Here is a 13,522-nt window from a genome sequence, read left to right as displayed (position 1 = left end):
ACCGGCGGCGCGGACTGCGGGCTCGGGTAGGGGTACGCGGTCGGCTGGGGCGGGACGGAGGGCTGCTGCGCGGGCGGTCCGGGCTGCGGCGGCCGGTCGGCCGGCTGCGCGGGCTGCTGCGGTGGCGTGGACATGTCGTGACGATAGGGCACAGTACGCGCACAAGTATCCCCCTCGACCGGGATCGTTACGGCATCCGGACACTGGTCATGAGGGCGGGGCACGTGGGGCGCCGCACCATGGGGCGCCCTACCATGTCGCTCGGTCACACCTCAGTAGCTATAGGGGTGTGTTCACAGCACACCCACAGCGGCCACTCAGGGCGCACCGCCGCACGGACCCCGAGTGCGGCATCCGGGTTGCTCGGGTCAGCCGTCCGGCGCGGGCAGCTCGCCGCACCTCGCCGACCTTCCTACGTTGATCATATGAGCACCGGATTCTCACGTCGGGCGACCGTTTCCCTCTGTTCCCTGTGCATGGTGGGAGCGTTGGCCCTCGCGCCCGCGGCCGCCGCCACCGGAAGCGGCGGGGAACCCGCGCCACCCGCACCACGGGCGGCCGTCCCGCAGCCGTCCCTGCTCTACGGCTCCGGCGTCCAGGTGCGCCCGCGCGCCGGTGCACCCGAGACACCGCAGCTCTCGGCGCTCTCCTGGCTGGTGGCCGACGCCGACAGCGGCGACGTGCTCGCCGCCGACGGGGCGCACCGCAAGCTGCCGCCCGCGAGCACCCTGAAGACCCTGTTCGCCCTGACCGTCCTGCCGACGCTGCCCGCGACCCAGCAGCACAAGGTGAGTTACCAGGAACTGGCGGACGTCGGCGAGGGCAGCAGCCTGGTCGGTGTGGAGGAGGGCCACACCTACCAGGTGGCTGACCTGTGGCGCGGGGTGTTCCTCAGCTCCGGCAACGACGCCGTGCACGTACTGGCGGCCCTGGACGGCGGTGTGGACACCACCGTCGCGAAGATGCAGACCAAGGCCCGCACGCTGGGCGCCATGGACACCCATGTGATCTCCCCGGACGGCTACGACGCCCCCGGCCAGGTGTCCTCGGCGTTCGACCTGGCGGTGTTCGGGCGGGCCGGGCTGCAGAACCCCGACTTCGCCCGGTACTGCTCCACCGTGCAGGCCGAGTTCCCCGGTGACGGCTGGCCGTTCGCCATCGAGAACACCAACCGGTTGCTGAGCGGCGAGGACGGCGTCGCCCCGTATCCCGGCATCATCGGGATCAAGAACGGCTACACCAGCAACGCGGGCAACACCCTGGTCGCCGCCGCCCGCCGGGGCGGCCGCACGCTGGTGGTCACGGTGATGAACCCTCAGGAGGGCGGCGGACTGGCCGTGTACGAGGAGGCGCGCCAACTGCTGGACTGGGGCTTCGCCGCGGCCGGACGGGTGGACCCGGTGGGCTCGCTGGACGGGCTGCGCGCCACCCCTCAGCCCACGCACTCCGCGATCCCCGTGGCGGCCGCCACCTCCCCGGCACCGGACGACGACACCGACTGGACGCGGACCGCGACCATCGCCGGCATCGTCGTCCTCGGCGCGGCCGGCGTCACCCTGGCCCTGCGCAGCAAGAGCGGCAAGGACACCGGGAGCGGCAGCGGCACCAAAGCCTGACCGGTCAGGAGGCGAGGTCCAGCGCCGGCACCGTACGCACCGCTCCCACCGGCCGCCCCCCGCCCAGCAGGGGTGCGCCCGCGAACTCCGTGAGGAGGTCCGGGTCGACTCCGGCGTGGGCGAGGGCGGCCGCGGCGACGGGGACGCGGGCCCGGTCGGCGCCGTCCGCGATCTTCACGGCGATGGCGCGGCCGTCGGGCAGCGCGGCCACCTGCACGCCCTCGAAGCCGTCCTTGGCGAGCAGGCCGGGCACGGTCCGCATCAGGGCGGCCACGTCACGGCGGACTCCGGAGGCCATCTCCGCGTGCTCGCGCATCGCGTCCGCCACGCGGGCCTCGGGCGTGCCGGGGGCGGCGGTGGTGATGCGGGCGAGGGCGCGGGCGAGTCCCTGCAGGGAGACGGCGAACAGGGGCGCGCCGCAGCCGTCGACGGTGACGTGCGCGATCCGCTGGCCGGTGAGGTCCTCGACCGTCCCGGCGACGGCCCGCTGGAGGGGGTGGGCCGGGTCGAGGTAGTCGTCCAGGGACCAGCCGTTGAGCTTCGCGGTCCACAGCATGGCGGCGTGCTTGCCGGAGCAGTTCTGCGCGAGCCGGGACGGGCCCCGGCCCTCGCGGACCCAGCTGTCGCGGACGACGGGGTCGAACGGCATGTCGGGGGTGTTGCGCAGCTCGGCCTCGGCAAGTCCGGCGAGGTCCAGGATGCGCCGGGTGCCGTCGAGGTGGCGTTCCTCGCCGGAGTGGCTGGCGGCGGCCAGGGAGAGCAGGTCGCCGTCGAGGGGCAGGCCCGCCCGCAGCATGGCGACGGCCTGGAGGGGCTTGAGAGCGGAGCGCGGGTAGAAGGCGGCCTCGATGTCGCCGAGCCGGAACCGCACCTCGCCGTCTGCGCCGAGAACGACGACCGAGCCGTGGTGGACGCCCTCGATCACACCACCGCGCACCAGGTGGACGACGGGGGCGTGGCCCGGCTCGCGCAGGAGGGGGGCGCCCAGGAGGGAGCCGGCCCGTGTCGCTGCCGGGGTCACGGGGTCGGGGAGGGCCTGGACATGGGTCACGCGTCGGCTCCGGTGGTCTCGGGGCCGCCCGGTACGGGCAGCGCCGGGGGTGTGGCGGTGCCGGTGGGGCGGACGATTCGGGTGAGGGTCGTGGCGACCCGGTCGAGATGGTGGGTCATGGCGGCGACGGCATCGTCCTCGGAGCCCGCGGCGAGCGCGTCGACGAGTGCGCGGTGCTCGCGGTCGGACTGCTCGCGGCGGCCGCCCAGTTCGGTGAGGAAGGCCGACTGGCGGGCGAGGGCGTCCCGGATCTCCTCGATCACCTTGCGGAAGACCGGGTTGTGGGCGGCCTCAGCGACGGCGAGGTGGAAGAGAGTGTCCATGGCGACCCAGGCGGCGGTGTCCGTCTCCCGCTCCATGCGGTCCAGGAGCAGGGTCAGCCGGTCCAGGTCCTCCGGGGTACGGCGCCGCGCGGCGTACCCGGCGACCGGGACCTCGACGTGCCGGCGGACCTCCAGCAGGTCACCCGCCGTGTAGTCGCCGAAGGTGGGGTCCTGCACCGCGTCGGCGACGACGAACGTGCCCCTGCCGGTGCGGGAGACCGTGAGCCCCATGGTGTGCAGGGCGCGCAGGGCCTCGCGGACGACTGGCCGGGAGACCTCCAGGGTGCGGCACAGCTCGGCCTCGGAGGGCAGCTTGTCGCCGATCGGGTACTCGCCGCGCTCGATGGCGCCGCGGAGGTGGCCGAGGACCGCTTCCAGGGCGCTGACGCGTCGGGGGGCCGGACCACCTGTCTGGCTGTCTGACAGGTTCACCGGGCGATGGTGCGGTCTGAGGCCAGAACCTGTCAAGGCGGGACGATCCGGGACGCCGACGGGGTGCGGACGCCCGGCTCGTCCGGACGTCCGCACCCCGTGCGGTGACGCGCTCGCCTCAGTTGCTGAGCGTGCCGGTGGCCAGCAGGCCGATCAGCGCCACGCCGACGACGATCCGGTAGATCACGAAGGCGTTGAACGAGTGCTTGGCGACGAACTTCAGCAGCCAGGCGATGGAGGCGTAGGCGACGACGAAGGAGACGACGGTGCCGACCGCCAGCGGGGCGGCGCCCACGCCGGCGCCCAGGGCGTCCTTCAGCTCGTAGACACCGGCGCCGGTGAGGGCCGGGATGCCGAGGAAGAAGGAGAGGCGGGTGGCGGCGACCCGGTCGAGGTCGAGGATGAGCCCCGTCGACATGGTGGCGCCGGAGCGGGAGAAGCCGGGGAAGAGCAGCGCGAGGATCTGCGAGCAGCCGACCAGCATCGCGTCCTTGAACGAGGTGTCGTCCTCACCGCGCTTGTGGCGGCCCATCTGGTCGGCTGCCCACATGACGCCGGAGCCCACGATCAGCGAGCCGGCGACCACCCAGAGGGAGGCGAGCGGACCGTCGATCAGCGGCTTGGCCGCCAGTCCGACGACGACGATCGGGACGGTGGCCGCGATCACCCACCAGGCGAACTTGTAGTCGTGGTGATAGCGCTCCTCGGAGTTGAACAGGCCCCGGAACCAGGCGCTGACGATCCGCTTGATGTCCTTGATGAAGTACAGGAGCACGGCCGCGATGGCGCCGACCTGGATCACCGCGGAGAACCCGACCACGGACTTGTCGTCCACGGGGATGTGCATGAGTCCCTCGGCGATCTTCAGGTGACCGGTGGAGGACACCGGAAGGAACTCGGTCACCCCCTCGACTACTCCGAGGACGACGGCCTGACCGACAGAGATGGCACTCATGGATTCCAGTTCTGGGGAGAGGGGGTCCGACGGCGGTGCGGACACGTCTTGGCGCGCCCGTACTGCACCGGCGCGGACCGCTCCGGAGCGCCGCCCGCGCGTACGGCAGCGTAGAGGCACCAGGGGTGTGGGACGGAACGCCGCCACCCGTGCTGCGGGCGGAACCCACCACCCTCACAACGACTTCTTACCGTGGACGCCCGTATTGCCCGAGAAGTGAGGGTCACCAGTTCTTCTCGAAGAGCTGGGCCACTTCGGCGATCCGGGCCTCGTCGCGGCGGTAGTAGGTGCGCAGCAGCCGGCGCCTGCTGCGCAGAAGGCCGAGGCGGGCGAGGAAGTCGAGATGGGCGGCGGCCGTACGGCGGGGCACGCCGAGCTTGGCGGCGACCGCGCGCGGGGTGACACCCGCGCCGAGGGGATCGAGGCTCGCCGGGGGGAAATGGGCGGCCGGGTCCTTGAGCCAGTGCAGGACGGTCTGCCGTATCCGGCCCGAGGGAGTGCCCGTCATGCGTGCACCCCCCTCCCCCGGCTCCTGGGCTGCTCGTGTCCCGTGGTCCCACTGTGGCGCAGGCGACGGTGGCGCGTCCGGCTCTCGGGGCGGGTTGTCCGGTACCCGACGGAGAGCGGCGCGGGCCACGAGGAGACGCGCTGAGGCCGGGGGGCGGGGTCGCCCGTACGGCGGCTTGCGCCGGTACTAGTTGCACAGTCAACGATTGGCTGGAACGGTGCTACCGTGCGGGTATGGCAGTGAAGACGGGCGAGGGCGCCCGGCTCGAGGAACGTTGGCGGGACATCCTCGCGGTGCACGCGCGCACCATGTGCGAGATAGATCGCGCCCTGCACCCGCACGGGCTGGGTGCCAGCGACTTCGAGGTGCTGGACCTCCTGTCCACGGAGGCGCCGGCCGAGGGCGACCACTGCCGGGTGCAGAACCTGGTCGGCCGGGTCCACCTCAGCCAGTCCGCGCTGTCGCGGCTGATCGGACGGCTGGAGAAGGAGGGGCTGGTCGAGCGCACGGTGTGCGCGGAGGACCGGCGCGGAGTGTGGGTCAGCCTCACCCGCCGGGGCCGCGAGCTGCACGCGGAGGTGCTGCCGCTGCAGCGGGGCGTGCTGGAGCGGATGCTGGCGGATTCCTCGGACTGACCTCCGGCTCGCACCTGGGCGCAGGGCACATGAGTTCTGCCCACACAGGCGCAGCCCCCGCAGGCGCAGCCCACAGAGACGCTCCCCACATGGGTGCGCCACACATAGGCGCGCCACATACCCCCGGACACGCCCGTATGGCGAAGCCGCCATGTGCGACTCCGCCATACGTCAGGCGATTCAGCGCGCCAACAGTGAACGCACGCCCTGCGAGGTCAGCGTCAGCCCGTGGTCCGAGCTGCCGTCGATGGTGAGCGACAGCTCCTCCTCGGGCCACTGGGAGGCGAGGGCGCCGAGCTGGATGAGGCGGTAGCGGGAGACGGAGGGCAGCAGCCCGGCCATCTCCAGTTCCGAGGTGAAGACGGGTACCACCTGCTCTCCGCCGGGCTGCTCGAGCACCGGCAGCGCGACCATGGTGGAGTCGGCGCCCTCCGCGTCCACGGCCTCGTCGGGCATCGGGACGAGCACGTCGCTGTGCGCGAGGGTCTCAAGGGCGGCCTGGTCGTCGGTGTTGGCGGCCAGCACGTCCAGCGCCTGCTGGGCGGGCGTCGGCGTCGGAAGGTCGTCGTGCGCGGGTGTCTCCATGGCACATCCCCAGGTAGTGCGGTCGTACGGGCTCACGCCGGACCGGGGCCCGAGCGCGCTCCCGGCCGCGTACCCATCCGGCCACGGACCATGCGCACAGGTCTCCACCGCGCCGGAGCCCTTCACGGGCGGTTCACCCGATCGGACGGCAGACCGCCACACCCCCCCCAGGGCCAAGATCCAGTACGCGCAGCGCCTTGACGTGCGCCTCGTCGTCCACGCCCGCGCAGGCGACGGCGACGGCGACAACCACGGCCTCGACGCCCGCGTCGGCGGCGGCCAGGGCGGCCGGCCGGGAGCGGCGAGGAACCGGGTGAACAGCGCCCGGTCTTCAAAGGCGGACAGGAGCCGCGCCACCCCCGCGGCCGCCTCGGCGTAACGCGGGGTGGCCCACGGACTGCCCGGGTCGGCGAAGACGCGCTGCATGTCGATGGCGGCGGGCAGCCCCGGTACCGGCCTCACGCGCCGTACATCCCCTGGACCAGGGCCGGGCTCGGCGGGAGTGCCTCCTGGGCGCGGACCCGCTTCCGGCCCAGCAGCAGGGTGCCGAGGAAGGCGAGGGCCAGCGCGACGAGGACACCGAGGTTGGCGTACGCCCACTGGCCGGACCGGCCGCCGAGGCCGAGCGGGCCGAGGAGGTAGCCCTGCCAGCTCAGCCAGGCCGCGGCGGTGTTGGTGACCAGGCCCCAGCCGATCGCGGTGGCGCCGACGGTGAGGGCGAGGGGCGGGGCGGGGGTGTCGCCGTAGCGGCCGTCGGGGCGGAACAGGTCGCCCTCGTCGTAGTCGCGGTGGCGCAGCACGAGGTCGGCGAGCATCACTCCGCACCAGGCGCCGAGGGGAACGCCGAGGGTGGTGAGGAAGCCCATGAACTCGCCGAGGAAGGCCCCGCCGAAGAACACGATGTACACGGAGCCGGCGATCATCAGGACGCCGTCGACGAGGGCGGCCAGGTAGCGGGGCACGTGCAGTCCGGCGGAGAGCAGCGCGAGGCTGGAGGAGTAGATGTCCAGCACCGCGCCGCCGACCAGGCCGAGCACGGCGACCAGGGCGAAGGGGACGAGGAACCAGGTCGGCAGGAGGGTGGTCAGCGCGCCGATGGGGTCGGCGGCGATGGCCAGGCTCAGCTCGTCGGAGGACCCGGCGAGCAGCAGGCCGAAGACCAGCAGGAGCAGCGGGGCGGCGGAGGCGCCGAGCGTGGTCCAGCCGATGACGCCCAGACTGGAGGAGGAGCGCGGAAGGTAACGGGAGTAGTCGGCGGCGGCGTTGACCCAGCCGAGCCCGAAGCCGGTCATCATGAACACCAGCGCGCCGATGAACTGCTGGGGCGAGCCGGCCGGAACGGAGCTGACGGTCGACCAGTGGACGTGGTCGGCGACGAGGCCGACGTAGGCCAGGGTGAGCACGCCGGTGATGACGGTGATCACGGTCTGGAGGCGCATGATCAGGTCGAAGCCCATGACGCCGCCGACCACGGTGAGCGCGGCGACCACGAGGAGGGCGACGGCCTTGGTCTCGGTGCCGCCGCCCCAGCCGAGGCGGCTGAAGACGGTGGCGGTGGCGAGGGTGGCGAGCGAGGCGAGTACGGTTTCCCAGCCGACCGTGAGTATCCAGGAGATGACGGACGGCAGGCGGTTGCCGCGTACTCCGTAGGCGGCGCGGCTGAGCACCATGGTGGGCGCGGAGCCCCGTTTCCCCGCGACGGCGATGAGGCCGCAGAGCAGGAACGAGGCGACGATGCCGAGGATTCCGGCCGTGAGGGCCTGCCAGAAGGAGATCTCGAAGCCGAGGGCGAAGGCGCCGTAGCTGAGGCCGAGAACGCTGACGTTGGCGCCGAACCAGGGCCAGAAGAGATGGCTCGGGGTGCCCTTGCGGTCCGCGTCCCCGATGACGTCGAGGCCGTGGGTCTCCAGGTGGATCTGGCGGCCGTCGGCTCCGCGGTCCTGGGGGTGCTGCGGCTGCGTCATCGGCGACCTACCTGTCCTGACGTGTCGCGTCCAAGCTAGGCGGGTGGATGAGGGGGCGCAAGGAACGACCCGGCGTCAGCCCGGGGGTCTGACCGGGGCATTCGGTCGGGAGAGGTTTGGCTGTCGTCGGGAATGGCATGAGGTTAGGCGACCCTCATCATGTTGCCGGCATCCGGTCGGCAACGCGGCGGCCTCCGGTCGTGTGCGTGACCGTGAGCTCTGCCAGGGAGGCAGCCTTGTCGACACCCCCCTTCTCCTCGGTCATCCGCACCGCCGGCCAGGACCGGCACACCGAGGCCGAGCAGGCGCCGTTCATGAACGATCTGCTCGGCGGCCGGTTCGGCATGGACGCCTTCGTCAGGTACACCGAGCAACTCCTCTTCATCTATCGCGCGTTGGAGGATTCCGCCACTGCGCTGGAGGCCGATCCGGTCGCGGGCCCGTTCCTGCGCCCGGAGTTGCGGCGGGTGGCCGCACTGGAGCGCGACCTGCGGCACCTCCTGGGTGCGGACTGGCGCGACCGGGTGGCCCCGCTCCCCGCGACGGAGCGGTACGCGGCCCGCATCCGCGAGGTCGCCGCGAGCTGGCCGGCCGGATATGTGGCCCACCACTACACCCGTTACCTGGGCGATCTGTCCGGCGGTCAGGTGATCCGGCGCATCGCGGAGCGGACCTGGGGCTGGAGAGCAAGGGCGACGGCGTCCGCTTCTACGTCTTCGAGGGCATCGACAACCCGGCCGCCTTCAAGCGCGAGTACCGCGCGCGGCTCGACCAGCTGCCGGTGGACGAGCTGGAGAAGCGGCGCGTGGTGGAGGAGTGCCGGTCGGCGTTCGCGCTGAACAACGCCGTCTTCACCGACCTCGGCACCCTCTTCCCGGCCACCGCCTGACACGTTCCTCGGCGGGCTCGGCTCCCCGCCTCGCACCTCTCGAAAAAACTTGATTCACCGTACACACACCTGCATAATGACCTTATGCATAAGCGGGTTATGGACAGCGGTCCCGCCGGAGGTTCCGGCGGGACCTCCGCCGAGGATCTGATGACCGCCGTGGAGCAGCTCGTCCGTCATGTGCGGCGCAGCGCCACGGCCGGCGGGCTCAGTACCGCCGCGTCCTCGGCGCTCGGGAGGCTCGGCCGCGAGGGGCCGCAGCGGCTGACCGAGCTGGCGCGGGCGGAGAACGCCACCCAGCCGAACATGACCCAGCTCGTCACCCGCATGGAGCGTGCGGGGCTGGTGCGGCGGGTCGCCGACCGCACGGACGGGCGGGGTGTGCTGGTGGAGGTCACCGAGCTGGGCGAGGAGGTGTTCCGGGAACGCCGGGCCGAGCGGGCCGAAGCGCTGGGACAGCTCGTCGGTGCGCTGTCCGAGCCGGAGCGGCAGGCCGTGCGGGTCGCGCTGCCGGCCCTGGCCCGCGCGATACAGGAGCGTTCCTGAGCCATCCGTCGGATCTCTCCGGCGCCGCCACGGCAGGGCCGGGGAGAGCGACACGACTGGAGAAAAGCGGTAATGAGTGCACCGCGTGAAAGGGCCGCGAGCCCGTTCCGGCAGCCGAAGGCCGTCTGGGCCGTGGCGTTCGCCTGTGTGATCTCGTTCATGGGCATCGGGCTCGTCGACCCGATCCTGCCCGCCCTGGCCGACAGTCTGCATGCCACACCGAGCCAGGTGTCCCTGCTGTTCAGCAGCTATCTGATCGTGACGGCCGTCGCCATGCTGTTCGTCGGCTGGTTCTCCAGCCGGTTCGGCGCCAAGCGGACCCTGGTGGTCGGCCTGGCGGTCATCGTGGTCTTCGCGGCGCTGGCCGGCAGCACCGACTCGATCAACGGCATCGTCGGCTTCCGGGCCGGCTGGGGTCTGGGCAACGCCCTCTTCATCGCCACCTCGCTCGCCGTCATCGTCGCCTCGGCCAGCGGCGGGTTCGGCGGCGCGATCATCCTGTACGAGACCGCGCTCGGCCTCGGCATCGCCGTCGGGCCGTTGCTGGGCGGGGAGTTGGGGGCAATCAGCTGGCGGGGGCCGTTCTTCGGGGTGGCCGCGCTGATGGCCGTGGCGCTGGTGGCCACGCTGGCCTTCGTCCCCTCGATGCCGAAGCCCGCCCGGCCGACGTCACCCATCGCCCCGCTGAAGGCGCTGCGCCACCGCGGTCTGCTCATGATGGGCATCATGGCGCTGCTCTACAACTGGGGCTTCTTCACCATGCTGGGCTACGCGCCCTACCCGATGAAGCTGAGCGCCCATGAGCTGGGCCTGGTGTTCACCGGCTGGGGTCTGCTGGTGGCCGCGTTCAGTGTGTTCTTCGCCCCGAGCCTCCAGGCCCGCTTCGGCACGGCGCCGGTGCTGTACGCCAACCTGCTGGGCCTCGGCGTCGTGATGGCGGTCATCGCGGCCGGGGTGGGCAGTCCGACGGTGGTCATCGTGGCGGTCATCACCTCGGGCTGCTTCATCGGCATCAACAACACCCTGACCACGCAGGCCGTCATGCTCGTCTCCCCCGTCGAGCGTCCGGTGGCGTCCTCGGCGTACGGCTTCCTGCGGTTCATCGGCGGTGGTCTCGCGCCGTTCGTCGCGGGCAAGTTGGCCGACGCCACGGATCTGAGTGTGCCGTTCTACCTGGGTGCGGCGACCTTCGTGCTGGCTGTGCCGGTGCTGGCCAGCGGGCACGGGCTGCTGCGGAAGGCGGAGGAGCGGCCGGAGGAGGAGCCGGTCGTCACGCCCTCGCTCACCGTGGTCGGCGCGCCTGTGCGGGCGGGGGTGCCGCGGGTCATCGTGGCGGTCGGCGCGCACGGCGGGGCATCCGCCATCGTGGACGCGGCGGCGCGGTTCGCGCGGGAGACCGGCAGCCCGCTGGAGGTCGTGCACGTCCGGGAGACGGTCGTGGTGGAGGAGCAGGCCGTGGAGCCGGAGGGTGCCGAGGAGGCGCGGGCGGCCGTCTCGGCCCATCTCGCCCGGCTGGCCGCGCACGGGGTGACCGCGTCGGGGCAGGTGCTCACCAGCGTGGGCGATCATGCCGCGGCCGGGCGGGTGCTGGCCGAGCACGCGGCGCGGGTGGGTGCGCGGGCGGTGGCGGTGGGCCGTTCGCCGCGCGGGCCGCTGGCCCAGTTCGCGGACGGCAGCATCACCTCCGCCCTCGCCCACGGCGCGCCCTGTGACGTGCTGCTGGTGGAAGCGGAGTCGGCGCCCCGGCAGTTGACCCAGGACGCGCTGGCGGAGCTGCGCGACAGCGCGGTCTGAGCGGCGTACGGCGAAGGGGGCCACGGTGTGGAGCCGTGGCCCCCTTTCCGGTGTCCGGTTCAGCGGGCCAGCAGCCCGTTGATCTGGTCGTGGACCGCCGTGCGGGCGGCCGGGACGTCGCTCAGGAGCGTGGGTCCGAGTGCCGACAGCGGTTCCTCGGGGTCGGTGCCGCACTCGGTGCTCTCGCTGACGACCTCGTAGCCGTCGCGTACGGCGATATTGAGCCGGAATCGGCCCTCGCCCAGGGCGTGCAGGGCGGAGGCGACGACGAGGGGCGGCGGTCCGCCGGGCTCGCCCTCGTGCTTGCGGTAGGCGCTGGCCACGGGGGTGCGCCAGCTCAGCCTGAGCAGGACGGGGCTCTTGGCGACGACCTCGGCCAGGTCGGTGTCGTACACCCCGGTGGAGGTCAGGACCGTGGCGCGGGTGTCCAGGACGAGGGCCGCCGGGAGGAGGCAGCGCAGGGTGCTGCCCGCGATGTTGCCGCCGACCGTGGCCGCGCGGCGTACGGCGCCGGTGCCGACCGAGCCCGCCGCGCGGCGCAGCACCTCGGGTACGCGGTCGTCGACGCGGTTGAGGACGACGGCGCCGCCCAGCTCCTCCGGGCCGAGGACGTTGGCCTCGGGCAGTTCGCGCAGTGACACGGCCTGGGCCGGGAACCCGTCGCGCTGCCAGGTGGCCCAGACCAGGGTGGCGCCGCCCACGGGCACGGCTCCCTGGGCCAGGTGGTCCCGCGCTTCGGACATGGACGTGGGCAGACGCAGCAGCACGGTGGCCAACCTGCCTTTCCTCGGGGTCCGGCGAACGGCCGCCTCCGCGGCCGGAGTTATTCTCGCCGCCTCCGGAGGGGCGCGTACAGGGCTCACCGTCGCGCGCCCCGAGCGCCCCCCTCCACCACCCCGCTGGACAGGCCCGCAGCCGTGTCACACGGACCCACGCCGCGGGCCCGCCTGACGGCCCGGCACACAGCGGGACTGCTCGGACGCGTCCGCAAAGTCCGGCCTGGCACGCGAGGCCTGGCGCGCCCTAGGGCAGGCGCGCCACCCCCGCGTAGATCCCGCTCTTCTCGGCCGCCGGAACCTCGCCGTCCTTGAACCACTCGGTGGCCGTGACCAGGCCGGGCTCGACCAGTTCCAGGCCCTCGAAGAAGCGCTCGACGCCCGCGCGGTCGCGGAAGCCGAGCCGGATGCCGCCCTTGGCGTACTCGGCGGTGACCTGAGCCGACAGCTCCGGGAAGATGTCGGAGGAGGCGTGGGAGAGGACCAGGTAGCTGCCCGAGGGGAGGTTGGCGAGAAGGTTGGAGACGAGCCCGTACGGGTCCTGGTCGTCGTTGATGAAGTGCATCAGGGCGATCAGGGACAGGGCGATGGGCCGGTCGAAGTCGAGCGTCTGGCGGGCGTTCTTGATGATGGCGGCCGGGTCGCGGACGTCGGCCTCCACGTACTGGGTGGCGCCCTCGGGGCGGCCGACGAGCAGCGCCTCCGCGTGCCGCAGCACGATCGGGTCGTTGTCGGTGTAGACGATCCGCGCGGTCGGCACGATCCGCTGGACGATCTGGTGCAGGTTCGGCTCGGTCGGGATGCCGGTGCCGATGTCGAGGAACTGGTCGATGCCCTGCGCGGCGAGCCAGGCGACGGCGCGGTTCATGAAGGCACGGTTCTGCCGGGCGCCGTCCCGTGCCTCGGCGGGCAGCCGCTCCCCCACCGCTTCGTCCACGGGGTAGTTGTCCTTGCCGCCGAGCAGCCAGTCGTATACCCGCGCGGGGTGCGCCGTGCTGGTGTCGATCTGCCGAGGGGCGGGGGTGCCGGTGGTCATGGGCGGGCTCCGTCATGATTCTGGCCGGTGCGAACACAGACGATCATCTAGTGGTGGTCGTCATTCTGCATGTGGGGCACGGGAGTTGACCAGGTGGGTGACCGGCGGCGATCACCTGCCCGGCCGGGTGTGACCCATGACCGACCCTGGTCTCCAGGTTTCGAAAGTATTAGCTGATAATTTGTGAAGCTCGCGGGCAGACACGGGGCCAGGGGGTAACAAATTGGCCATCGGTGCCACCTGATGGTCACCGATTCCGGCCGGTCCGTCTGCCCGCGCGAGCAAGGCCGAGTGGGGAGGGAGACCTGTCGTGACCGAGGCAGGGCGGGGGGCGGACGCCGATGACGCCACGGGTGCCGCCGACGGCGCCGACGGGGTCCGGCGTGGCCGGGGCCGGCGCGCGGCGCCGAAA

13 protein-coding genes and 1 pseudogene are annotated in these 13,522 nt (G+C 72.4%); 6 read left to right on the top strand and 8 right to left on the bottom strand.

What is annotated here, in order from left to right:
• The first annotated feature begins 425 nt into the window (after window positions 1–425).
• Window positions 426–1,616, top strand: a complete 1,191-nt coding sequence (locus tag GT030_RS10435; protein ID WP_161200854.1) for a serine hydrolase — start codon at window positions 426–428, stop codon at window positions 1,614–1,616.
• A gap of 4 nt (window positions 1,617–1,620) precedes the next feature.
• On the opposite strand, the gene GT030_RS10430 is transcribed toward GT030_RS10435, so the two are convergent.
• From GT030_RS10430 to GT030_RS10415, 4 genes are all read right to left on the bottom strand, one after another.
• A complete protein-coding gene (locus GT030_RS10430) occupies window positions 1,621–2,604 on the bottom strand; it encodes an asparaginase (protein ID WP_202459933.1) in 984 nt (327 codons plus the stop codon).
• A 59-nt stretch (window positions 2,605–2,663) separates the two neighbouring features.
• Window positions 2,664–3,422 (bottom strand): FadR/GntR family transcriptional regulator, encoded by a 759-nt coding sequence (locus tag GT030_RS10425; RefSeq protein WP_161200853.1) that lies wholly within the window; start codon window positions 3,420–3,422, stop codon window positions 2,664–2,666.
• A gap of 118 nt (window positions 3,423–3,540) precedes the next feature.
• Entirely contained in the window at window positions 3,541–4,377 is an 837-nt protein-coding gene (locus GT030_RS10420; protein ID WP_161200852.1) for an undecaprenyl-diphosphate phosphatase, read from the bottom strand.
• Between the two features lie 223 nt (window positions 4,378–4,600).
• Window positions 4,601–4,885 carry a helix-turn-helix domain-containing protein gene (locus tag GT030_RS10415; RefSeq protein ID WP_161200851.1) on the bottom strand — a complete coding sequence of 95 codons (285 nt, stop codon included), beginning with the start codon at window positions 4,883–4,885 and terminating at the stop codon, window positions 4,601–4,603.
• A 233-nt stretch (window positions 4,886–5,118) separates the two neighbouring features.
• Between GT030_RS10415 and GT030_RS10410 the strand changes: the two genes are divergently transcribed.
• Entirely contained in the window at window positions 5,119–5,520 is a 402-nt protein-coding gene (locus tag GT030_RS10410) for a MarR family transcriptional regulator (RefSeq protein WP_161200850.1), read from the top strand.
• Window positions 5,521–5,700: 180 nt separating this feature from the next.
• On the opposite strand, the gene GT030_RS10405 is transcribed toward GT030_RS10410, so the two are convergent.
• Window positions 5,701–6,105 carry an SseB family protein gene (locus GT030_RS10405; protein WP_161200849.1) on the bottom strand — a complete coding sequence of 135 codons (405 nt, stop codon included), beginning with the start codon at window positions 6,103–6,105 and terminating at the stop codon, window positions 5,701–5,703.
• Between the two features lie 202 nt (window positions 6,106–6,307).
• Between GT030_RS10405 and GT030_RS10400 the strand changes: the two genes are divergently transcribed.
• Window positions 6,308–6,484: a hypothetical protein gene (locus GT030_RS10400; RefSeq protein WP_161200848.1), complete on the top strand. Its 177-nt coding sequence runs from the start codon at window positions 6,308–6,310 to the stop codon at window positions 6,482–6,484.
• Between the two features lie 79 nt (window positions 6,485–6,563).
• On the opposite strand, the gene GT030_RS10395 is transcribed toward GT030_RS10400, so the two are convergent.
• Window positions 6,564–8,069 (bottom strand): cytosine permease, encoded by a 1,506-nt coding sequence (locus GT030_RS10395; protein WP_161200847.1) that lies wholly within the window; start codon window positions 8,067–8,069, stop codon window positions 6,564–6,566.
• Window positions 8,070–8,305: 236 nt separating this feature from the next.
• Between GT030_RS10395 and GT030_RS10390 the strand changes: the two are divergent.
• From GT030_RS10390 to GT030_RS10380, 3 genes and pseudogenes are all read left to right on the top strand, one after another.
• A pseudogene (locus GT030_RS10390) lies at window positions 8,306–8,958 on the top strand (biliverdin-producing heme oxygenase).
• Between the two features lie 84 nt (window positions 8,959–9,042).
• A complete protein-coding gene (locus GT030_RS10385; RefSeq protein WP_161200846.1) occupies window positions 9,043–9,504 on the top strand; it encodes a MarR family transcriptional regulator in 462 nt (153 codons plus the stop codon).
• Between the two features lie 72 nt (window positions 9,505–9,576).
• A complete protein-coding gene (locus GT030_RS10380; protein ID WP_161200845.1) occupies window positions 9,577–11,298 on the top strand; it encodes an MFS transporter in 1,722 nt (573 codons plus the stop codon).
• Between the two features lie 59 nt (window positions 11,299–11,357).
• Here the strand turns inward: GT030_RS10380 and GT030_RS10375 are convergent, their stop codons facing one another.
• Together GT030_RS10375 and GT030_RS10370 are read right to left on the bottom strand one after the other, a co-directional pair.
• Window positions 11,358–12,065 (bottom strand): FAD binding domain-containing protein, encoded by a 708-nt coding sequence (locus tag GT030_RS10375; protein ID WP_161200855.1) that lies wholly within the window; start codon window positions 12,063–12,065, stop codon window positions 11,358–11,360.
• A gap of 256 nt (window positions 12,066–12,321) precedes the next feature.
• The gene (locus tag GT030_RS10370) at window positions 12,322–13,110 is read right to left on the bottom strand and encodes an SAM-dependent methyltransferase (protein ID WP_086695355.1); all 789 of its coding nucleotides are present in this window, start codon (window positions 13,108–13,110) and stop codon (window positions 12,322–12,324) included.
• Between the last annotated feature and the right edge of the window lie 412 nt (window positions 13,111–13,522).

It is taken from the genome of Streptomyces sp. SID1328, from assembly GCF_009865595.1.
GTDB lineage: Bacteria > Actinomycetota > Actinomycetes > Streptomycetales > Streptomycetaceae > Streptomyces > Streptomyces griseoluteus.
Note: the sequence above shows the minus strand (reverse complement) of the source record. Positions and strands in the feature narration are given on the sequence as shown.

Bases quoted from the DNA above. Each gene is read 5' to 3' on its own strand.
- GT030_RS10435 (WP_161200854.1), top strand. From the start codon at position 426: ATGAGCACCGGATTCTCACGTCGGGCGACCGTTTCCCTCTGTTCCCTG.
- GT030_RS10420 (WP_161200852.1), bottom strand. From the start codon at position 4,377: ATGAGTGCCATCTCTGTCGGTCAGGCCGTCGTCCTCGGAGTAGTCGAG.
- GT030_RS10415 (WP_161200851.1), bottom strand. From the start codon at position 4,885: ATGACGGGCACTCCCTCGGGCCGGATACGGCAGACCGTCCTGCACTGG.
- GT030_RS10410 (WP_161200850.1), top strand. From the start codon at position 5,119: ATGGCAGTGAAGACGGGCGAGGGCGCCCGGCTCGAGGAACGTTGGCGG.
- GT030_RS10405 (WP_161200849.1), bottom strand. From the start codon at position 6,105: ATGGAGACACCCGCGCACGACGACCTTCCGACGCCGACGCCCGCCCAG.
- GT030_RS10395 (WP_161200847.1), bottom strand. From the start codon at position 8,069: ATGACGCAGCCGCAGCACCCCCAGGACCGCGGAGCCGACGGCCGCCAG.
- GT030_RS10385 (WP_161200846.1), top strand. From the start codon at position 9,043: ATGCATAAGCGGGTTATGGACAGCGGTCCCGCCGGAGGTTCCGGCGGG.
- GT030_RS10380 (WP_161200845.1), top strand. From the start codon at position 9,577: ATGAGTGCACCGCGTGAAAGGGCCGCGAGCCCGTTCCGGCAGCCGAAG.
- GT030_RS10370 (WP_086695355.1), bottom strand. From the start codon at position 13,110: ATGACCACCGGCACCCCCGCCCCTCGGCAGATCGACACCAGCACGGCG.